This is a genomic window from Pseudomonas citronellolis (assembly GCF_029335315.1).
Lineage (GTDB): Bacteria > Pseudomonadota > Gammaproteobacteria > Pseudomonadales > Pseudomonadaceae > Pseudomonas > Pseudomonas citronellolis_A.
The window spans coordinates 19,393-40,644 of sequence record NZ_JARJLT010000407.1 but is presented as its reverse complement, the minus strand read 5'-3'; the positions used below and the strand labels follow the sequence as shown (position 1 = coordinate 40,644).

Annotated in this window: 16 protein-coding genes; 10 read left to right on the top strand and 6 right to left on the bottom strand. The window is 70.0% G+C overall.

All coding sequences use genetic code 11. The features are described from left to right. Positions 1–779: transporter substrate-binding domain-containing protein (locus P3W75_RS31090; protein ID WP_276231174.1), on the bottom strand; the 779-nt coding region annotated here is incomplete at its 3' end. Between the two features lie 68 nt (positions 780–847). After that, on the bottom strand, positions 848–2,869 hold the full coding sequence (locus P3W75_RS31085) for an aminotransferase class I/II-fold pyridoxal phosphate-dependent enzyme (RefSeq protein ID WP_276231173.1): 2,022 nt from the start codon (positions 2,867–2,869) through the stop codon (positions 848–850). Between the two features lie 363 nt (positions 2,870–3,232). Between P3W75_RS31085 and arnB the strand changes: the two genes are divergently transcribed. Genes arnB through P3W75_RS31045 form a run of 8 tightly spaced genes read left to right on the top strand, consistent with a single transcriptional unit; the run spans position 3,233 to position 12,118 of the window. After that, positions 3,233–4,372, top strand: coding sequence for a UDP-4-amino-4-deoxy-L-arabinose aminotransferase (arnB, locus tag P3W75_RS31080; protein ID WP_276231172.1), 1,140 nt, complete (start codon positions 3,233–3,235; stop codon positions 4,370–4,372). A gap of 5 nt (positions 4,373–4,377) precedes the next feature. Then, positions 4,378–5,394 carry an undecaprenyl-phosphate 4-deoxy-4-formamido-L-arabinose transferase gene (gene arnC, locus P3W75_RS31075; protein ID WP_276231171.1) on the top strand — a complete coding sequence of 339 codons (1,017 nt, stop codon included), beginning with the start codon at positions 4,378–4,380 and terminating at the stop codon, positions 5,392–5,394. After that, positions 5,391–7,394 carry a bifunctional UDP-4-amino-4-deoxy-L-arabinose formyltransferase/UDP-glucuronic acid oxidase ArnA gene (arnA, locus tag P3W75_RS31070; RefSeq protein ID WP_276231170.1) on the top strand — a complete coding sequence of 668 codons (2,004 nt, stop codon included), beginning with the start codon at positions 5,391–5,393 and terminating at the stop codon, positions 7,392–7,394. The genes arnC and arnA overlap by 4 nt, the downstream gene beginning before the upstream one ends. Further along, complete coding sequence (arnD, locus tag P3W75_RS31065; protein ID WP_276231169.1) at positions 7,394–8,275, top strand: 4-deoxy-4-formamido-L-arabinose-phosphoundecaprenol deformylase; 882 nt, start codon at positions 7,394–7,396, stop codon at positions 8,273–8,275. Before arnA ends, arnD begins: the two co-directional genes overlap by 1 nt. Beyond that, complete coding sequence (gene arnT / locus P3W75_RS31060) at positions 8,272–9,918, top strand: lipid IV(A) 4-amino-4-deoxy-L-arabinosyltransferase (RefSeq protein ID WP_276231168.1); 1,647 nt, start codon at positions 8,272–8,274, stop codon at positions 9,916–9,918. The genes arnD and arnT overlap by 4 nt, the downstream gene beginning before the upstream one ends. Then, positions 9,915–10,262: a 4-amino-4-deoxy-L-arabinose-phosphoundecaprenol flippase subunit ArnE gene (gene arnE, locus P3W75_RS31055; RefSeq protein WP_276231167.1), complete on the top strand. Its 348-nt coding sequence runs from the start codon at positions 9,915–9,917 to the stop codon at positions 10,260–10,262. The genes arnT and arnE overlap by 4 nt, the downstream gene beginning before the upstream one ends. Continuing rightward, positions 10,259–10,717, top strand: coding sequence for a 4-amino-4-deoxy-L-arabinose-phosphoundecaprenol flippase subunit ArnF (gene arnF / locus P3W75_RS31050; RefSeq protein WP_276231166.1), 459 nt, complete (start codon positions 10,259–10,261; stop codon positions 10,715–10,717). Before arnE ends, arnF begins: the two co-directional genes overlap by 4 nt. 18 nt (positions 10,718–10,735) lie before the next feature. Then, positions 10,736–12,118 (top strand): UDP-glucose dehydrogenase family protein, encoded by a 1,383-nt coding sequence (locus P3W75_RS31045; RefSeq protein ID WP_276231165.1) that lies wholly within the window; start codon positions 10,736–10,738, stop codon positions 12,116–12,118. 150 nt (positions 12,119–12,268) lie between these two features. Here P3W75_RS31045 and P3W75_RS31040 read toward each other — a convergent pair whose 3' ends face one another. Genes P3W75_RS31040 through ptsP form a run of 3 tightly spaced genes read right to left on the bottom strand, consistent with a single transcriptional unit; the run spans position 12,269 to position 17,849 of the window. Further along, the gene (locus P3W75_RS31040; protein ID WP_276231164.1) at positions 12,269–13,996 is read right to left on the bottom strand and encodes a PTS fructose-like transporter subunit IIB; all 1,728 of its coding nucleotides are present in this window, start codon (positions 13,994–13,996) and stop codon (positions 12,269–12,271) included. A 47-nt stretch (positions 13,997–14,043) separates the two neighbouring features. Next, complete coding sequence (gene pfkB / locus P3W75_RS31035) at positions 14,044–14,973, bottom strand: 1-phosphofructokinase (protein ID WP_276231163.1); 930 nt, start codon at positions 14,971–14,973, stop codon at positions 14,044–14,046. Then, positions 14,973–17,849 (bottom strand): phosphoenolpyruvate--protein phosphotransferase, encoded by a 2,877-nt coding sequence (ptsP, locus tag P3W75_RS31030; RefSeq protein ID WP_276231162.1) that lies wholly within the window; start codon positions 17,847–17,849, stop codon positions 14,973–14,975. The genes pfkB and ptsP overlap by 1 nt, the downstream gene beginning before the upstream one ends. A gap of 218 nt (positions 17,850–18,067) precedes the next feature. Here ptsP and cra point away from each other — a divergent pair, with 218 nt between their 5' ends. Together cra and P3W75_RS31020 are read left to right on the top strand one after the other, a co-directional pair. Beyond that, the gene (gene cra / locus P3W75_RS31025; protein WP_276231161.1) at positions 18,068–19,060 is read left to right on the top strand and encodes a catabolite repressor/activator; all 993 of its coding nucleotides are present in this window, start codon (positions 18,068–18,070) and stop codon (positions 19,058–19,060) included. Positions 19,061–19,064: 4 nt separating this feature from the next. Further along, complete coding sequence (locus P3W75_RS31020; RefSeq protein ID WP_276231160.1) at positions 19,065–19,850, top strand: TatD family hydrolase; 786 nt, start codon at positions 19,065–19,067, stop codon at positions 19,848–19,850. A 159-nt stretch (positions 19,851–20,009) separates the two neighbouring features. Here P3W75_RS31020 and P3W75_RS32020 read toward each other — a convergent pair whose 3' ends face one another. Further along, complete coding sequence (locus P3W75_RS32020; RefSeq protein WP_430765430.1) at positions 20,010–20,714, bottom strand: methyl-accepting chemotaxis protein; 705 nt, start codon at positions 20,712–20,714, stop codon at positions 20,010–20,012. Positions 20,715–21,252: the final 538 nt, after the last annotated feature.

Genomic DNA, 21,252 nt, shown 5'->3' with positions numbered 1-21,252 from the left:
TTGGGTGCGACGCTGAGGCCGAAGTACTTGTTCGACAGCGCCTTGTAGTCGTCGCTGGCCACCAGCTTGGCGATGGCCACGTCCAGCTTGGCCTTGAGCGCGGTGTCGTCCTTGCGCAGGCCGGCGCCGACGCCACGGCCGAACAGCGGGTCGTAGGGCACCTCGCCCTTGCTGACGATGCCCGCCGCCTTGGCGTCCGGCGAGTCGAGGAAGGACTTCACGGCGACGCCGTCGGCCATCATCAGGTCGATGCGCCCGGCCACCAGGTCGGCGTTCACCGAATCCTGGGTGTCGTAGTAGCGCACGTCGGCGATCTTCTCGTAGTACTTCTTCAGGTAGTTGGAGCTGACGGTGGAGATCTGCACGCCGATCACCTTGCCCTTGAGGCCCTCGGGGCTGATGTTGACCTCGGTGCCGGACGGCGCCGCCACGGCCACCGGAGTGTCGTAGTAGGGCACGCTGAAGGCGATCTGCTTCTCACGCTCGTCGGTGATGGACAGGGAGTTGAAGATCACGTCGACCTTCTTCGCCAGCAGCGCCGGGATGATGCCGTCCCAGGCCACCTCGTCGATCTCGCACTGCGCCTTCATCTCGGCGCAGACCTTGTGGATCAGGTCCGGCTCGAAGCCGGTCCATTGGCCGTCCGGCTGCTTCACCGAGAACGGCGGGTAGGGCTCCGCCGCCATCGCGAAGCGCAATGTCTCCGCCTGCGCGCTGGCCACGCCCGCCACCAGCAATGCCGCACCCGTCAACCAACCGCAAAGACCCTTGTTGTTCATGATGACCCTCTGCTTTCTTGTCGTTTGTTGTGCATCGAGACCCGCGAAACGGCCGCGCTGCGGACCGCTCAGCGATTCTGGTGGGCGTTGACGAACTGCCGGCAGCGCTCGCTGCGCGGCCGCGCGAAGACCTCATCGGGAGTGCCCTCCTCCTCGATCAGGCCCTGGTGCAGGAATGCCACGTGGCTGGAGACGTCGCGGGCGAAGGCCATCTCGTGGGTCACCAGGATCATGGTGCGGCCCTCCTCGGCCAGCGAGCGGATCACCCGCAACACCTCGCCGACCAGCTCGGGGTCGAGCGCCGAGGTGGGCTCGTCGAACAGCATCACCTTCGGCCGCACGGCCAGCGCGCGGGCGATGGCCACGCGCTGCTGCTGGCCGCCGGAAAGGAACGCCGGGTATTCGTTGCGCTTCTCCGCCAGGCCCACCCGCGCCAGTAGCGCCTCGGCGCGCTCGCGGGCCTCAGCCTTGGTTTCGTGGAGGACGAAGGTCGGCGCCTCCATCAGGTTTTCCAGCACCGTGCGGTGCGGCCACAGGTTGAAGTTCTGGAACACCATGCCCAGCCGCGAACGAATCCGCGTGAGTTGCTTCTGGTCGGCCACCCGCGGCTCGCCGTGGCGGTCCTGGTCGAGGCGGATGATCTCGCCGTCGACACTGACGCTGCCGGCATTGGGCACTTCGAGCATGTTGATGCAGCGCAGCAGCGTACTCTTGCCGGATCCGCTGGCGCCGATCAGCGACACCACGCCGCCTTCGCGGGCCGACAGCGAGACGCCCTTGAGCACCTCGAACTGGCCAAAGCGCTTGTGCAGGTCGAGGACTTCGATCACCGGCTTTCCGGCGGGCTTGTCCTGTGGCTGCGGGACCTGCACGCGATTCGCGTGATCGCGGGCATGGCCCGCTCCTGCGCGGGCGGGTTCAGGCAGGGCTTCGGCGAAGGCCAGCAGGCGTTCGCAGGCCTCGGCCAGGGTCTCGTCGGCAAGGGTGAAGGACAGCCGCACGAAGCCGTCGGCCTGGGGCCCGAAGGCGGCGGCGTCGAGCACCGACACGCCGCGCGCGCGGAACAGTTGCCAGGCGAAGTCCAGGGAGCTCAGGCCAGTGCCGCGCACGTCGACCATCACGAACATGCCGGCTTCGGGGCTCAGGACTTTCAGCCGCGTGCTGCGCGCCAGGCGCTGCAGCACCAGGTCGCGGCGACGGCGGTAGACCTCGCGCATGCCGGCGGCCACCTCGTCGTGCCGGCGCACCGCCACCAGCGCGGCCTCCTGCACGAAGCCGGGCAGGCCGTAGAGCATGTTCAGCGCGAGGTTCTCGATGTGCGTCACCAGGGTCAGATCGGCGACGATCCAGCCGGCGCGCCAGCCGGTCATGGCGTGGGACTTGGACAGGCTGCCCAGGCTCAGGGTGCGCGCGGCCATGCCCGGCAGCGCGGCGAAGCTCTGGTGCGGCTGCTCGAAGGTCAGCGCCTCGTAGACCTCGTCGACCACCACCCAGAGGTCGTGGCGCTCGGCGATGGCGGCGATGGCGCGCAGCTCGTCGGGGCGCATGACCACGCCGGTGGGGTTGTTCGGGTTGGCGAAGAAGATCGCCCGGGTGCGCGGGGTGATGGCCGCTTCCAGGGCCGCCGGGTCGAGGCGGAAGCCGTTGTCGGCGGGGGTCGGCACCGCCACCAGCCTGGCCCCGGTGGCCTTCAGGGTGGCCTCGTAGGTGACGTAGACCGGGTCGAAGACGATGACCTCGTCGCCGGCCTCCAGCAGGCACAGCGCGGCGGCGAACAGGGCGTTCTGCGCGCCGGCCAGGACGATCACGTTGTCCGCGCCCACCGCCAGGTCGAAGCGGCGTCGGTACAGGTCGGCGATCGCCTGGCGCAACTCGGGGCGCCCGGCCACGTCGCTGTAATGGGTGTCGCCGGCCTGCAGCGAAGCCACCGCCGCGTCGGTGATGAAGCCCGGCGTGGCGAAGTCCGGGTCGCCGACGCTGAGGACGATCACGTCCTCGCCCGCGCGCTGCGCAGCCACGGCGGCGTAGTGGATATCCCAGGCGGCTGCGCCTGGCCCGACCATCCTGTCCACAAGCGACGAATAACGCATGCACGGACCTCACCCGAATGACGGAGAACCCGAGGGTCGGAACGGGGTCCGGCCGGCGGGGCGTGGCATCACCATAACCACGAATGAACGAGTGTTCAACAGTGTTTTCCGGCCATTTCGAGCGATCGTTCAATTCGCCCCGGAATAGAGCGGCCGCGCCCCGCGAGCCCCGTTTCGGCGCCCTTCGCGCAAGGCTCCGGCGAGCCTGCCGGAGCGTCGGGGCGGGAGCCCTTTCGGGCGCTTATATCGCCTCGTGACGGTGCACACCACCGATCCAACATTTTCCGAACATGCTCATAACGGGTTCTTAACGATTGCTCGGCGAGCATTGGCTATCCCAATCGCCACCGACTCGTGAAGTGCATGGATAACGCATTCCTCCCCTTCTCCCGGCCCAGCATCGGCGCCGAGGAAATCCAGGCCGTCACCGAAGTGCTCGGTTCCGGCTGGATCACCACCGGCCCGAAGAACCAGGCCCTGGAACAGCGCTTCGCCGAATACGTGGGTTGCAAGCACGCGGTGGCCGTGGCCTCCGCCACCGGCGGCATGCACATCGCCCTGCTCGCGCTGGGCATCGGCCCGGGCGACGAGGTGATCACCCCGTCGCAGACCTGGGTGTCCACCGCCAACATGATCTGCCTGCTGGGCGCCACCCCGGTGTTCGTCGATGTCGACCGCGACACCCTGATGACCGACGCCGCGCGCATCGAGGCGGCGATCACCCCACGGACCCGCGCGATCATCCCGGTGCACTACGCCGGCGCCGCCTTCGACCTCGACCCGCTCTACGCCCTGGCGCAGAAGCACGGCATCGCCGTGATCGAGGACGCCGCCCACGCCGCCGGTACCCGTTACCGCGGCCGTCACGTCGGTGCGCGCGGCACGGCGATCTTCTCCTTCCACGCGATCAAGAACATGACCTGCGCCGAAGGCGGGATGTTCGTCACCGACGACGAAGCCCTGGCCAACCGCGTGCGCACCCTGAAGTTCCACGGCCTGGGCGTGGACGCCTACGACCGCCTGACCCACGGCCGCAAGCCGCAGGCGCAGGTGGTGGAGCCGGGCTTCAAGTACAACCTGACCGACATCAACGCGGCCATCGCGCTGGTCCAGCTGGACCGCCTGGACGCCATCAACGCGCGCCGCAGCGAACTGGCCCTGGCCTACCGCGAGCGCCTGGCACACCTGCCGGTACGCCCGCTGGCGCTGCCGGAATACCCGCAACAGCACGCCTGGCACCTGTTCATCGTGCGCATCGACGAGCAGGCCTGCGGCATGCATCGCGACGCCTTCATGCAGGCCCTGCAGCAACACAACATCGGCAGCGGCATCCACTTCGTCGCCACCCACCTGCACGCCTGGTACCGCCAGCGCTTCCCCGGCGTCAGCCTCCCGGACACCGAATGGAACTCGGCGCGCCTGTGCTCCATCCCGCTGTTCCCCGACATGACCGACGCCGACCTGGATCGCGTGGTCGGGGCCTTCGAAACCATTCTTCGGTGACTCCCGTGAAACCCTATGCCATCGACTGCGTCTCCGTGGTCATCCCGGTCTACAACGAGGAAGCCAGCCTTCCCGAACTGCTGCGCCGCACCGACGCCGCGTGCCGCCAGCTCGGCCGCGACTTCGAGATAGTGCTGGTCGACGACGGCAGCCGCGACAGCTCCGCCGACCTGCTCCAGGAGGCCGCGGCGGCTCCCGACAGCCACGTACTGGCGGTCATCCTCAACCGCAACTACGGCCAGCACGCAGCGATCATGGCCGGCTTCGAGCAGTGCCGCGGCGATTTGGTCATCACCCTCGACGCCGACCTGCAGAACCCGCCGGAAGAGATCCCGCGCCTGGTCGAGCAGGCCGCCAAGGGCTACGACGTGGTCGGCAGCGTGCGTGGCAACCGCCAGGACTCGGCGCTGCGCCGCTGGCCGTCGCGGCTGATCAACCTGGCCGTGCAACGCTCCACCGGCGTGGCCATGAGCGACTACGGCTGCATGCTGCGCGCCTACCGCCGCGGCATCGTCAAGGCGATGCTGGCGTGCCGCGAGCGCAGCACCTTCATCCCGATCCTGGCCAACAGCTTCGCCCGCCACACCACCGAGATCGTCGTCGGCCACGCCGAGCGCGAGCACGGCGAGTCGAAGTACGACTTCCTGCGCCTGATCAACCTGATGTTCGACCTGGTCACCTGCATGACCACCAGCCCGCTGCGCCTGCTCAGCCTGATCGGCGGCGGCCTGGCCGTGGCCGGCGTGGCCTTCGGCATGCTGCTGCTGGTGCTGCGCCTGCTGTTCGGCGCGGCCTGGGCCGGCGACGGCCTGTTCGTACTGTTCGCCATCCTGTTCATCTTCACCGGCGCCCAGCTGGTCGGCATGGGCCTGCTCGGCGAATACCTGGGCCGCATGTACAACGACGTGCGCGCCCGTCCGCGCTTCTTCATCGAGCGCGTGGCGCGCGGCGCGGCCCTGCCCACCGCCAGCACCGCCTCGATCGTTCCCTCCTCCCCTGCTGTCGAGTCCTACGTAAAATGACCGCCAAGACTATCGTTTTCGCCTATCACGACATTGGTTGCGCCGGCATCGAGGCCCTGCTGGCCGCCGGCTACCAGATCGACGCGGTCTTCACCCACGCCGACGACCCGCGCGAAAACCGCTTCTTCGGTTCGGTGGCGCAGCTCTGCGCCCTGCGCGGCATCCCGGTGCACGCGCCGGAAGACGTCAACCACCCGCTGTGGATCGCGCGCATTCGCGAACTGCAGCCGCAGTTCATCTTCTCCTTCTACTACCGCAACCTGCTCAACGAAGAGCTGCTCGCCTGCGCCAGCCACGGCGCCTTCAACCTGCACGGCTCGCTGCTGCCGCGCTACCGCGGCCGCGCCCCGGCGAACTGGGTGCTGGTCAACGGCGAGAGCGAGACCGGCGTGACCCTGCACCGCATGGTCAAGCGCCCGGACGCCGGCGCCATCGTCGCCCAGCAACGCGTCGCCATCGCCGAACTGGACACCGCCCTGACCCTGCACGGCAAGCTGCGCGAAGCCGCCCGCGAGCTGCTCGGCCAGGCCCTGCCGGCGCTGCTGGCCGGCGACGTCGTCGAGCGTGCCCAGGACGAGAGCCAGGCCAGTTACTTCGGCCGCCGCACCCCCGCCGACGGCCAGCTCGACTGGCGCCGCCCGGCCCGCGAACTGCACAACCTGGTGCGCGCGGTGACCCAGCCGTACCCCGGCGCCTTCGCCCCGGTGGGCGAGCGCAAGCTGATCGTCTGGAGCTCGAAGGTGGTCGCCGGCAACCAGGGCCACCCGGCCGGCAGCGTGCTGAGCATCGACCCGCTGCGCATCGCCTGCGGTGAAGACAGCCTGGAAATCCTCGCCGGCCAGCAAGGCGACGCCGGCCTGTTCCTCGCCGGCCCGCAACTGGCCCGCGAGATGGGCCTGGTGGAAGGCTCGCGGCTGTATGCGGTGAGCAAGCCCAAGCGCAAGACCCGGGTGCTGATCCTCGGCGTCAACGGTTTCATCGGCAACCACCTGTCCGAGCGCCTGCTGCGCGACGGCAACTACGAGGTCTACGGCCTGGACATCGGCTCCGACGCCATCGAGCGGCTGAAGAGCAACCCGGACTTCCACTTCGTCGAAGGCGACATCAGCATCCACACCGAGTGGATCGAGTACCACATCAAGAAGTGCGACGTGGTCCTGCCGCTGGTGGCCATCGCCACCCCGATCGAATACACCCGCAACCCGCTGCGCGTGTTCGAGCTGGACTTCGAGGAGAACCTCAAGCTGGTCCGTCACTGCGTGAAGTACAACAAGCGCGTGATCTTCCCCTCGACCTCCGAGGTGTACGGCATGTGCAGCGACCCGAACTTCGACGAGGACACCTCGAACCTGGTGGTCGGACCGATCAACAAGCAACGCTGGATCTACTCGGTCTCCAAGCAGTTGCTCGACCGCGTGATCTGGGCCTACGGCCAGAAGGGCCTGAGCTTCACCCTGTTCCGTCCGTTCAACTGGATGGGCCCGCGCCTGGACCGCCTGGACTCCGCGCGCATCGGTTCCTCGCGCGCCATCACCCAGCTGATCCTGCACCTCGTCGAAGGCACCCCGATCCGCCTGTTCGACGGCGGCGCGCAGAAGCGCTGCTTCACCGATGTGGAAGATGGCATCGAAGCGCTGGCGCGCATCGTCGACAACGAGGGCGGTCGCTGCGACGGGCAGATCGTCAACATCGGCAACCCGGACAACGAAGCGAGCATCCGCGAGTTGGGCGAAGAGCTGCTGCGCCAGTTCGAAGCCCACCCGCTGCGCAGCAACTTCCCGCCCTTCGCCGGCTTCCGCGAAGTGGAAAGCCGCAGCTTCTACGGCGACGGCTACCAGGACGTGGCGCACCGCAAGCCGAGCATCGAGAACGCTCGCCGCCTGTTGAACTGGGAACCGACCGTGCACATGCGCGAAACCATCGCCAAGACCCTGGACTTCTTCCTCCGCGAAGCCATCGTCGAACAGCAACAGGCTGCGGCCGCGAGGGTCGCCAACTGATGCAGGCGGGTCTGCGCATCGACGTCGACACCTACCGTGGCACCCGTGATGGCGTGCCACGGCTGCTCGATCTGCTCGACGAGGCCGGGGTCAAGGCCAGCTTCTTCTTCAGCGTCGGCCCGGACAACATGGGCCGCCACCTGTGGCGCCTGGCACGGCCGCAGTTCCTCTGGAAGATGCTGCGCTCCAAGGCGGCCAGCCTGTACGGCTGGGACATCCTGCTGGCCGGCACCGCCTGGCCCGGCAAGCCGATCGGCCGCGACCTCGGCCACCTGATGCGACGTACCCTGGAGGCCGGCCACGAGGTCGGCCTGCACGCCTGGGACCACCACGGCTGGCAGGCCAACGCCGGCACCTGGGGCGCCGAACAGCTGCACCGGCAGATCGCCCTGGGCGTGGCCACGCTCGGCGACATCCTCGGCCAGCGCGTGGACTGCTCGGCGGTGGCCGGCTGGCGCGCCGACGAGCGTACCGTGCAGGCCAAGGAAGCCTTCGGTTTCCGCTACAACAGCGACTGCCGCGGCAACTCGCTGTTCCGCCCGCGCCTGGCCGATGGCAGCCCCGGCACCCCGCAGGTGCCGGTGGACCTGCCGACTTTCGACGAGGTGGTGGGCCCGAACCTGCCCGCCGAGTCGTTCAACGATTTCATCATGCGCCGCTTCCGCCCGCAGGCGCTGAACGTCTACACGGTGCACGCCGAAGTGGAAGGCATCCTCATGGCCAACGCCTTCCGCCAGTTGCTGGCCGACACGCGCCAGGGCGGCATCCACTTCCGCCCGCTCGGCCAGCTGCTGCCGGCCGACCCGGCGACGCTGCCGTTGGGCGACCTGCGCCGCGGCACCCTGGAAGGCCGCGAAGGCTGGCTGGGAGTGCAGCGATGAGCCAGCGCCATGGGCTGCTCGCGGCAGCCGTCATCCTGCTGTTCTTCCTCGTTCCGCTGGGCCTGCACGGCCTGTGGATACCCGACGAGGCGCGCTACGCGCAGATCGCCCAGGAAATGCTGCAGCGCGGCGACTGGGTGGCGCCGCACTTCCTCGGCCTGCGCTACTTCGAGAAGCCCATCGCCGGTTACTGGCTGGTGGCGCTCGGCCAGGCGCTGTTCGGCCAGAACCTGTTCGGCGTGCGCTTCGCCTCGGTGCTGGTCAGCGCTTCCAGCACCCTGCTGGTGTGGCTGCTGGGCCGGCGCCTGTGGCCGGAGCCGGCCAAGGCCGGCACCGCCGCGCTGCTCTATGCCAGTTTCGCGCTGATCGCCGGGCAGGCCGGCTACGCCAACCTCGACCCGCAGTTCACCCTGTGGGTGAACCTCAGCCTGTTCGCCCTCTGGTTCGCCTTCGAGGCGCCCGAGCGCGGCACCCGCACCGGCGCCTGGGTGCTGCTCGGCGCGGCCTGCGCCATGGGCTTCATGACCAAGGGTTTCCTCGCCGGACTGCTGCCGGTGCTGGTGGCCCTGCCCTATGCGCTGTGGCGCCGGCGCGTCGTCGGCCTGCTCGCCTGGGGCCCGCTGGCGGTGCTGGTGGCCCTGCTGGTCAGCCTGCCCTGGGTGCTGGCCGTGCACCTGCGCGAGCCGGACTTCTGGAACTTCTTCTTCTGGCACGAGCACGTGCGCCGCTTCGCCGGCGACGACGCCCAGCACGCGCGGCCGTTCTGGTTCTTCGTGCCGCTGCTGTTCGCCAGCGCCCTGCCCTGGGCGCTGCTGATTCCGTCGGGCTTGCGCCAGGGCTGGGCGCAGCGCCGCGAACCGCGCGCGATGTTCCTGCTGCTGTGGTTCGCCATGCCCTTCCTGTTCTTCAGCCTGGCCAAGGGCAAGCTGCCGACCTACATCATGCCCTGCTTCGCGCCACTGGCCCTGCTGATGGCCGACGCCCTGGTAGGCGCCCTGTCCCGTGGCCGCCTGCTGGGGCTGCGCCTGAACGGCGCGCTGAACCTGCTGCTGGGCCTGGTCGGCCTGGCCGCGCTGGTGTTCCTGCAGGTGAAGAAATCGCTGTACCACCAGCAACTGCCGAGCCTGCTGCTGCTCGGCCTGGTCTGTGGCGTCTGGGCGCTGTGCGGCGCCCTGCAATGGCTGCGCCCGCAACAACTGTGGGCGGCCCCGGCGCTGGCCGCCTGGCTGCTGGTGGCGGCGGCGCCGGCGGCGCTGCCCGCGCGCATGGTCAACAGCAAGATGCCCGACCAGTTCATCGCCCAGCACCTGGAACAACTGGCCAGCGCCCATACCCTGCTGAGCAACGATCTTGGCGCGGCCTCGGCGCTGGCCTGGCGCACCGGGCGCAGCGAAGTGTTCCTGCTCAACACCGAAGGCGAACTCAAGTACGGCCTCGGCTACCCCGACGCCCAGGGCCGCTCGCTGAGCCTGGAGGGCTTCCCCGCCTGGCTCGCCGAGGCGCGCCGGCAGGGCCCGGTGGGCGTCATCCTGCGGGTCAACAGCGCCGGCGACGAAGCCGAACTGGCGCTGATGCCCAAGGACATCACCAGCTATCGGGAAAACCACCTGGTGTTCCTGCTGATCCCGCAGGCCGCGCCATGACCGCCCTCCTGCTCGCCGCCGTCTGCCTGCTCACCTGCCTCGGACAGATCGCCCAGAAGCTCGCCGTGGCGGGCTGGGAAGCGCGCCCGCAGACCCGCGCACTGGGCAAGCTGCTGTCGCCCTGGCTGCTGCTGGCCATGGCCTGCATGGGCTTCGGCCTGCTGCTCTGGCTGCTGGTGCTGCAACGCCTGCCGGTGGGCATCGCCTACCCGATGCTGAGCCTGAACTTCGTGCTGGTCACCCTGGCCGCGCGGCAACTGTTCGACGAGCCGGTGGACGCGCGCCACTGGCTGGGCATCGCGCTGATCGGCGCCGGCGTGGCGCTGCTGGGGTTGCAGGCATGAGCCGCGCACGTGGGTTCACCCTGGCCCTGGGCAGCGTCGCGCTGGTCAGCGGCGCCCAGCTGGGCATGCGCTGGGCCATGACCCGGCTGCCGGCGCCAGCCCTCTGGCTGGACGAACTGAGCACCTATCACCTGCCACTGCTCGGCGTGCTCGGCGCCGCCGTGCTGGCCTACGCCCTGTCGCTGCTGTGCTGGCTGGGCGCCCTGAAATACCTGCCGCTGGGGCGCGCGTATTCGTTGCTGAGCATCAGCTACGCGCTGGTCTACCTCGGCGCCGCCGCGCTACCCTGTTTCGATGAGGCGATTAGCCCACTTGGAACGCTGGGCGTGATTCTGGTTATTGCCGGAGTCATGACGATCAACGCGCCGCGCGGCAATGGATCAACCGTAACGAAGCACCGGCAAGCTGCGCCCGATGGCGGCGAAACCCGGCCGGTGCGCGCGGATCACTCGTAAGGCTTTGGGACACTCAGTATGAAAATCAGCGTATTCGGAATCGGTTACGTCGGCCTGGTACAGGCCGCGGTGATGGCCGAAGTGGGCCATGACGTAGTCTGCATGGACATCGACCAGGACAAGATCGCCAAGCTCCAGCGCGGCCAGGTCAGTATCTACGAACCCGGCCTTTCCGAGTTGGTGAAGGAAAACCTGGAGGCCGGCCGCCTGCGCTTCACCAGCGAGGTGCAGGTCGCCGCCGCCCACGGCCTGGTGCAGTTCATCGCCGTCGGCACGCCGCCCAGCACCGATGGCTCGGCCGACCTCAGCGCGGTGTTCGCGGTGGCCGAGAGCATCGCCCTGCACCGCAAGGCACCGGTCGTCATCGTGGAGAAATCCACCGTGCCGGTGGGCACCGGCGACCTGGTCAAGGCGCACATCCAGAAAGTGCTCGCCGAAAGTGGCCGCAGCCTGGATTTCGATATCGTCTCCAACCCGGAATTCCTCAAGGAAGGCTCGGCGCTGGCCGACTGCCGCCGCCCCGACCGCATCGTCATCGGCTGCGAGCGCGCCGAGGTGATGGACGTGATGCGCGAGATCTACGAGCCGTTCAACCGCAACCACGACCGCATCCTCAGCATGAACCTGCGTAGCGCCGAGCTGACCAAGTACGCCGCCAACTGCATGCTCGCCACCAAGATCAGCTTCATCAACCAGATCGCCGAACTGGCCGAACACCTGGGCGCCGACATCGAGTCGGTGCGCCAGGGCATGGGTGCCGACCCGCGCATTGGCTACCACTTCATCTACCCCGGCTGCGGCTACGGCGGCTCGTGCTTCCCGAAGGACGTCCAGGCCCTGATCCACAGCGCCGAGGACGCACACTGCTCGAACGACCTGCTGCGCGCCGTGGAAGCCATCAACCAGCGGCAGAAGCACAAGCTGTTCGAACGGGTCAGCAGCTACTTCGGCGGCAAACTCGAAGGCCGCACCTTCGCCCTCTGGGGGCTGTCGTTCAAACCCAACACCGACGACATGCGCGATGCGCCCAGCCGCACCCTGATGGAAGCCCTGTGGGCCGCCGGGGCCAAGGTCCGCGCCTTCGACCCGGAAGCCATGACCGAAGCCCAGCGCCTGTACGGCCACGACGAGCGCCTGACCCTGATGGGCACCCCGGAAGCCGCCCTGGGCGGCGCCGACGCGCTGATCATCTGCACCGAATGGCAACAGTTCAAGGCGCCGGACTTCGAGCTGCTGGCCAGCCGCCTGAAATCCCCGGTGATCTTCGACGGGCGCAACCTGTACGACCCGGAGCGCATGGCCCGCTACGGCTTCGAGTACTTCGCCATGGGCCGCGGCGACTCCCATCGCCTGCCGGTGCCGGTGCAACAGCAGGCGCAGCCGTTGCAGCGCAGCGCCTGACAGCCCTTCGTAGGACGAGTTGGGTAAAACGCCCCGCCGGCAACCCCATCCGTAGGGCGCATAACGCCTACAGCGTTATCCGCCATCGCTCCCGGGGCAGGGTGTTCGGGCCAACGGCGGATAACCGCGAACGGTTATCCGCCCTACGGGCTAGGCCCGCCCCGGCACGCCCACCATCCCCGCCGCCTCGCCGCGCTTGAGCAGCGCGTAGAGCACACCGGTCACCACACTGCCCGCCGCGATCGCCAGCAGGTACATCAGCGCGTGGTTCATCGCGTTGGGAATCAGCAGCACGAACAGCCCGCCGTGGGGCGCCAGCAGTTGGCAGCCGAACAGCATCGACAGCGCGCCGGTCAAGGCGCCACCGGCGACGCTGGCCGGCAGCACCCGCAACGGGTCCTTGGCGGCGAACGGGATGGCGCCCTCGGAGATGAAGCACAGCCCCAGCACCAGCGCGGCCTTGCCCGCCTCGCGCTCGCTCTGGGCGAACTTGCGCCGGGCGAGGAAGGTGGCGATGCCCATGCCGATCGGCGGCACCATGCCGGCGGCCATGGTCGCCGCCATGGGTGCGGCGCTCTGCGAGGCCAGCAGCCCCACGGAAAACGCGTAGGCGGCCTTGTTGATCGGCCCGCCCAGGTCGACACACATCATCCCGCCGAGCAGCAGCCCGAGCAGCACCGCGTTGGCCGTGCCCATCCCGGCGAGGAAGTCGGTCAGCGCGCGCATCAGCCCGGCCACCGGCTGACCGACCACATAGACCATCACCAGCCCGGTGAACAGGCTGCACAGCAGCGGGATCAGCAGGATCGGCTTGAGCGCCTCGAGGCTCTGCGGCAGCTTCAGCCAGCGGCTGACCGCGCGCGCCGAATAGCCGGCCAGCAAACCGGCGACGATGCCGCCGAGGAAGCCGGCGCCCAGGCTGCTGGCCAGCAGGCCGCCGATCATCCCCGGCGCCAGGCCCGGGCGGTCGGCGATGGACCAGGCGATGTAGCCGGCGAGCATCGGCACCATCAGCCGGAAGGCATTGTCGCCGACCAGCTTCAGCGCGGCGGCCAGGCTGCCTTCCGGCGGGTTCAGGCCGAACACGAAGGACAGTGCGATCAGCAGACCGCCGGCCACCACCATCGGCAACATGAAGGACACGCCAGTCAGCAGGTGCTTGTACAAGCCACGCGCCTCGCCCTTGGCCGGCGCAGCCTGGGCCGCGCCGGCGGGGCTTTCCTCGGCGCCCTCCTGCACGGCCTTGCGCAACGTCGCCTCGGGCTGCTTCAGCGCCACGCCGGTGCCGCAACGGAAGATGCGCTTGCCGGCGAAACGCTCGGTGTTCACCTCGATATCGGCGGCCAGCAGCACCACCTCGGCGGCGGCGATGTCTTCGCCGCTCAACGGGTTGCGCGCGCCGACCGAGCCCTGGGTCTCCACCCGCAGGTCCCAGCCCAGGCGCTCGGCGGCCTGCTGCAGCGCCTCGGCGGCCATGAAGGTGTGCGCCACGCCGGTCGGGCAGGCGGTCACCGCCACCAGCCGAACCACCTTTCCCGGCACAGCGTCCGGCACTTCGACGCAGCCCTGCCAGGGCTGCGCCTCGGCCGCCGCACGCTGGAGGAAGGCGGCGGGCTCGGCCAGGGCCTCGGCCGGGCGCGCCTGGGCCAGGCGCTTGCCGGCGAAGCGCGACAGCTCCAGCGGCCGGCTGCTGACCACCAGCACCAGGTCGGCGGCGGCGATCTGCTCGGCGCTCAAACGCAGCTCGGGGCGCTGCGGGTCGTTGCTCTCGACGCACACCGACCAGCCCAGGCGCTCCGCGGCGGCGCGCAGCAGGCGCGCGCAGAGCAGGCTGGTGACCTGGCCGTTGGGGCAGGCGGTGATCAGGGCAAGGTTCATCGTCGTACCTCTTGTTCTGTGGCCGACCGGCGCCGCCGGCGGCCGAATCAATCCAGCGCGCGCACCGCGACCTGTTCTTCCAGGCGGGCCAGGCGCTCGCCGTCGGGGATGCCGAAGTCGAACTGGGTGACCGCCAGGGCCGCCACGGCGGTGGCGTGGCGCAGCACCCAGGCCGGCGGCCAGCCGCTGAGCAGGCCGTGGACCATGGCGGCCAGCAGCGAATCGCCGGCGCCCACGGTGCTGGCCACCTCGACTTTCGGCGGCGTGGCCTGCCACAGCCCTTCCGGGCCATACCAGCGCACCCCCTCGGCGCCTTCGGAAAGCACCAGGTGCTTGATGCCCGACGCGCGCAGCGCACGGACCTGGGCATCGACCCCACCCGCACCCGCCGGCCCACAGGCCTCGGCCAGTTCCTCGGCGTTCGGCTTGACCAGCCAGGGCGACGCCGCCAGCCCCTGGCGCAGCGCCTCGCCGCTGCTGTCCAGGGCCACGCGCAGGCCCCGGCGCTGCAAGCGCAGCACCAGCTCGCGCAGCCATTGCGGATCGACCCCGCGCGGCAGGCTGCCGGCCAGCACCACCAGGTCCTGACCGGCGGCCAGGCGCTCCAGGCCATCGAGCAGGCGCTGCTGGGCGCCCTCGTCGACGTCCAGGCCGGGGCCATTGAGATCGGTGACGCGCCCGCCGCGCTCGGCCAGCTTGATATTGCTGCGAGTCTCGCCCGGCACGCGAACGAAGGCGTCGCGGAAGCCCCGGCGGCGGAACAGCGCTTCGAAGGCTTCGGCGTTGTCGGCGCCGAGGAAGCCACCGACGCTCAGCTCATGGCCGAGGTCGGCCAGCACCTGGGCGACGTTCAGGCCCTTGCCAGCGGCCTGCACCAACACCGCCTCGCTGCGGTTGACCTCGCCCAGCGCCAGCGCGCGCAGGCGCACGGTGAGGTCCAGCGCCGGGTTCAGGGTCAGCGTGAGAATCCGGGCCATCAGCGCGCCTCCCCCAGCGCCCGCGCCACCAGGGCGCGGACCTCGCCGGCCGAGGCCAGGCCGAGGGCCTCGCGCGCCAGCTCGCGAGCCTGCTCCCGGTGCAATTCGCGCACGCCCTGCTTCACCAGCGGGATGCTCCGCACGGACACGCTCAGCTCGTCCACCGCCAGCCCGAGCAGGATCGGCAGGGCCTGGGCGTCGGCCGCCAGTTCGCCACACACGCCGACCCACTTGCCGTGGGCATGGGCGGCGCGCACCGTCAGGTCGATCAGTTGCAGCACCGCCGGGTGCAGGCCGTCGGCCTGGGCGGAAAGCGTCGGGTGGCCGCGGTCGATGGCCAGGGTGTATTGGGTGAGGTCGTTGGTGCCGATGCTGAAGAAGTCCACCTCGCGCGCCAGCACCGGCGCCAGCAGCGCCGCCGAGGGCACCTCGACCATGATCCCCAGCTGCAGGTCGGCGCAGTCGTACTCCTCGCGCAATGCCAGGGCCAGGTCGCGCGCCTGGCGCCATTCCTCCACCAGCCCGACCATTGGGAACATGATCCGCAGGGCTCGGCCAGCGGCGGCGCGTAGCAGCGCGCGCAGCTGGGTCTCGAAGATCTGCGGGCGTTGCAGGGTCAGGCGCACGCCGCGCACGCCCAGGTAGGGGTTGGCCTCGGCCGGGATCGGCCAGTACGGCAGCGGCTTGTCGCCGCCGACGTCGAGGGTGCGCACCACCAGCGGGCGCCCGTCGAGAACGTCGAGCACGCGCCGGTACTCGGCCTCCTGCGCGGCCAGGTCGGGCGCGCGCGGGCTGTCGAGGAAAACGAACTCGCTGCGCAGCAGGCCCACGCCTTCGGCGCCCATCTCCACGGCGGCGACCGCACCGGCGCTGTCGCCGAGGTTCGCGCAGATTTCCACGGCGTGGCCGTCGCGGGTATGCGCCGGCTCATGCCGCCGCGCCTCGGCCTGCGCCTGGCGACGGTTCTGTTCCTCGCGCTGGCGCAAGGCCTGGCCGAGCACCTCGGCCGCCGGGTCGAGCATGAAGCGCCCACGCTCGCCGTCCAGCAGCACTGGCAGGCCCGGGCGCAGCGCCAGCAGCCCGGCGCCGGCGCCGACCAGCGCCGGAATGCCCAGGGCGCGGGCGATGATCGCGCTGTGCGAAGTGGCGCCGCCGCGCGCGGTGAGGATGCCGGCGACCCGCGCCGGCTCCAGGCGTGCCACGTCGGACGGACCGACCTCGTCCATGACCAGGATGAACGGCTGCTCCGGCTCACTGGCCAGGCGCACCCCGCACAGGCACGCCAACACGCGCCGGCCGAGGTCGCGCAGGTCCGCCGCGCGCTCGGCCAGCAGCGCGTCGCCGAGGGCTTCCTGGGCGCTGGCCGCACGTTCGATCACTACCTGCCAGGCGGCCTCGGCGCTGGCGCCACGGGCCAGGTGCTCGGCCACCTCGGCGTTCAGCTCGGGATCGTCGAGCAGCGCCTGGTGCGTGGCGAAGATGTCACGCACCGCCTTGCTCCGGCTGCCACGCACCAGGCCGTCGATTTCCGCGGCGATGGCCGAGCGGGCTTCGGCCAGGCGCAGCGTCTCGGCCTCGGCCGACTGACCGCGCGCGGCGAACTCGAAGCGCGGCTCCACCTGGAGATGCGCGGGACCGGCGGCGATGCCGGGCGCGGCCGCGATGGCGGTCAGCCATTCGCCATGAGCCAGCGCGAGCGACGGTGCCTCGGGCTCGGGCGCCGCCTCGACCGGCAGAGGGATTTCCGGCAGCGGCAGGACGTCCTCGCCCAACCCCTGCTCCACCGCTTCGCGCAGGGCCGCCAACGCCACTTCGGCGATCGCCGGCTCGGCGAAGAATTCCAGCACCTGGCCACGCCGCGCGCCGAGGCTGAGCAACTTGCTCAGGCTGCGGATCGACACGGGGGCGGCTTCGCTGTCGGCAATGCGCACGCGCACTTCGCCGGCGAAGTCGCGGGCCATCTGCATCAGTACCTGGGATGGCCGCGCGTGCAGGCCATGGGGGTTGGCGAGCGGCACGCGCAGGCTCGGCCAGTCCACCGGCAGTTCGCCGCCCAGCGCTTCGAGCACCTGGCGCACCGACGCGCCACGGGTCAGCTCGGCGCCACGGCCGTCGATCAGCAGATCGCAGAGCCGGTCCAGCGCGCCACGCGCGGCGTCGCCCCGTTCGGCCAGGCAGAACAGGCCGCGCAACGGTTGCCCGGCGTATTGCAGTTCGCGCTGCGCAGTGATGAAGGCGAGGCCGGGGCGCACCACCTTGCCCGTACCGCCCAGCCACCAGAGCCCATCGCCCAGCGGCAGCGCCTCGCCCTGCTGCAGGCCGGCGAGGAAGCCGGCCTCCACGCAGCCGGCGGCCTTCAGCCGGCGCGCGGCGAGCAGCAGCAGTTCATCGAAGTCTTCGGCGGCCTGCGCCAGGCCGACCAGTTGCGCGTCCAGCGCCAACCCCTGCGGCGCGCCGCGCAACGCGCGCAGCAGTTGCTCGGCGTCGCGCGCCTCGCGCAGCACGGCGCCAGTGTCGCCTTCGCCGAGGGCGCGGGTCAGCAGTTGCAGCAGGTTCAGGTGCTCGTCGGACTGCGCGGCGATGCCGACGGCCAGGTAGACGACCTGCCCGTCGCCCCAGTCGACGCCCTCGGGGAAGTGCATCAGGCGCACGCCGGTGCGTCGCACCAGGGCGCGGGTCTGCGGCGTGCCGTGTGGGATGGCGATACCTTGGCCGAGGTAGGTGGAACCCTGCGCCTCGCGGGCGCGCAGCCCGGCGAGGTAGCCGGGGCCGACCAGGCCGTCGGCCTCCAGCGCGGCGCAGAGCAGTTCGAGGGCGGCCGGCTTGTCCGCGGCGCGCTGTTGCATGCGGATCTGCTGCGCGGTCAGTTCGAGCACATGGTTCTCCTCGGCGGCCGCCGGGCCTGCCGCGATGGGGCGGTTATCCGCTTGTTGGGGTGAACAGCGACGGCCATCCCCCGGTGACCAGCATAGGCGGTCGCAGGCAGGGGGGAGGTTTTTGCTGAATCGTTTCACCTATTGAGACTGGCACGTTACTCGATAATGCGTGATCCTTGGAAGCCTCCAGTGGTCGGTTCGCAGTTCCGGGGTACAGGGTGAAACTCAGTGATATCGCTCGCCTGGCCGGGGTCTCGGTGACCACCGCCAGCTACGTCATCAACGGCAAGGCCGTGCAGCGGCGCATCAGCGCGGCGACGGTGGAGCGCGTGCGCGCGGTGATCGACGAGCACGGCTACCACCCCGACCAGCAGGCCGCCAGCCTGCGCCGCGGGCAGACGCGGACCCTCGGCTTCATCCTCCCGGACCTGGAAAACCCCAGCTACGCGCGCATCGCCAAGCTGCTCGAACAGGGCGCCCGCGCACGCGGCTACCAACTGCTGATCGCCTGCTCCGACGACGAACCGGAAAGCGAGCGCCAGGCCCTGAACCTGTTCCGCGCGCGGCGCTGCGACGCCCTGGTGGTCGCCAGTTGCCTGCCGGCCGACGACGACAGCCACCGACATTTGCTGGACAAGGGCGTGCCGGTGATCGCCATCGACCGCCAGCTCGACCCGCAGACTTTCTGCTCGGTGGTCAGCGACGACCGCGACGCCGCCCAGCGCCTCACCGTCAGCCTGCTGCAACCGGCGCCACGGCATGTCGCCCTGCTCGGCGCGCGCCCCGAGCTGATCATCAGCCAGGAACGCGCCGCCGGCTTCGAGCAGGCCCTGCGCGGTTTCCGCGGCGAGCGCTTCATCGAGCACGGCGCCAGCTTCAGCCGCGAGTGCGGCCGCCAGTTGATGGATAGCCTTCTGCAACGCCTGGGCTACCTGCCGGACGCGCTGGTGACCACCTCCTACGTGCTCCTCGAAGGGGTGTTCGACGTGTTCCAGGCGCTACCCGGCGGCTGGCCCCAGGGGCCGCGCCTGGCCACCTTCGGCGACACCCAGCTGCTCGACTTCGTGCCGCTGAAGGTCAATGCCATCTCCCAGCAGCACGCGCTGATCGCCGCCCGCGCCCTCGAACTGGCGCTGGAGGCGGTGGAGAACAGCAGCTACCACCCCGGCGTACACCCCATCCCACGGACGCTCAAGCTGCGCGCCGAGTGACCCCATGCGCCTGATCGACACCCACAACCACCTCGACTTCCCCGACTTCGACGCCGACCGCGCGGCCATGCTGCAACGCTGCCAGGCGCTGGGTGTGGAACGCCAGGTGCTGCTGGGGGTGTTCCGCGAGAACTGGGAGCGGGTGCTGGAGCTGGCCGAGCGCAACGACGCGCTCTACGCCGCCCTGGGCCTGCACCCGATCTTCCTGGCGCGGCACCGCCCGGAGCACCTGCGCGACCTGCGCGAACAGCTGCAGCGCCTGGCCGGGCACCCGAAGCTGTGCGCGGTCGGCGAGATCGGCCTGGACTACTACGTCGAGACGCTGGACCGCGAGGCGCAGCAGGCGCTGTTCGAAGAGCAGCTGCGCATCGCCGTCGATTGCCAGCTGCCGGTGCTGCTGCACGTGCGCCGCTCCCACGCGGCGGTGATCGCCACCCTGAAGCGCTTCCGCCCGCCGCGCCGGGGCATCGTCCACGCCTTCGCCGGCAGCCGCGAGGAGGCCCGCGAGTACCTCAAGCTGGGCTTCCGCCTGGGCCTGGGCGGCGCCCCCACCTGGCCGCAGGCCAACCGCCTGCGCAAGACCGTGGCCGAGCTGCCGCTGGAGTCGATCGTGCTGGAAACCGACGCTCCGGACATGGCCCCGGCCATGTTCCCCGGCCAGCGCAACAGCCCGGAACACCTGCCGGCGATCTGCGCGGCCCTCGCCGAATTGCGCGGCATCAGCGCGGAAGAGCTGGCAGCGGCGAGCACCCGCAACGCGATGGAAGTGTTCGGCTGGACGGGCGTATAACGCCGGTCGTATCGGCGCGGAGGGTTATGGCGGATAACGCTTGGGGCGTTATCCGCCCTGCGCGCAGGCCAAGCGCTTGGTTCACCGACAACCCGGCACCCGCGAGACGGGGATGCATCCTTGCTTTCACACGGATGCCGGGCTGCTGGTGAAAACCCCTTAGACCCTGAACGCGCCGATCAGCCGTTTCAGCTCGACCACCTGGCCGGACAGCTCGCGACTGGCGCGCTCGGCCTCGTTGGCGCCCAGCGCGGTGCGTTCGCCGGCCTGGTTGATCTGCACGATGTTCTGGTCGATGTCGTGGGCCACGGTGGTCTGCTGCTCGGCGGCGGCGGCGATCTGCTGGTTCTGGTCGACGATCATGCCCACCGCGCCAAGGATGTTGTCCAGCGCCTGCTGCACCTGCGCCGACTGGCTCACGGTACCGTCGGCGGTCTGGTGGCTGCTGCCCATGGCCTTCACCGCCGCGCCCACGCCGTTCTGCAGGCGCGAGATCATCTGTTCGATTTCCTCGGTGGACTGCTGGGTGCGCTTGGCCAGGGTGCGCACCTCGTCGGCCACCACCGCGAAGCCACGGCCCTGCTCGCCGGCCCGCGCAGCTTCGATGGCGGCGTTGAGGGCCAGCAGGTTGGTCTGCTCGGCGATGCCCTTGATCACGTCCAGCACGCGGCTGATGGAGGCGCTGTCGGCGGCCAGTTGGTTGATCACCGCCACCGACTCGTCGATCTCCCCGGCCAGGCGCTGGATGCTGCCCACCTGGGACTCCACCAGGTCGCGGCCGCTGACCGTCTCCTGGTTCACGCTCTGCGCGCTGCCCACCGCGGCGGCGGCGCTGCGCGCCACTTCCTGGGCGGTCGCGGCCATCTGGTTCATCGCCGTGGCCACCTGCTCGATCTGGTTGCGCTGGCCGGCCACCGCCTGGTTGCTCTGCGCCGACACCACCTCGACGCGCCCGGTCTGCCGCTCGACCTCGGCGACGGTGCGGCCGACCTGCTCGATCAGGTCGTGCACCCGGCGCACCGTCTCGTTGAAGGCCTGGCCCAGCTCGCCGAGTTCGTCGCGGCTCTGCGCCTGGTAGTTGACCGTCATGTCGCCGGCGGCAACGCGCTCCATCATCGCGCCCAGGCTCTTCAGCGTGGAACGGGTGGACACGTAGAAGCCGCCGTACAGGTAGACGATGGAAAGGAACACCACGAGCAGCGCCACCACCAGCAGGACCATCTGCGTCTGCTTGCCGGTCAGGCGTTCCTGCAGCTGGCCACCGAGGTAGCCGAGGACCTGGTCGTTGAGCTGGTAGGTCTTGTCCATGCCCTGGCTGACCTGGTCGTAGAACTGGCCCCAGGGCAGGTCGAGGGAGTCGGCCATGACCACCTTGTCCTCGATCAGCTTGCCCAGCGACTTC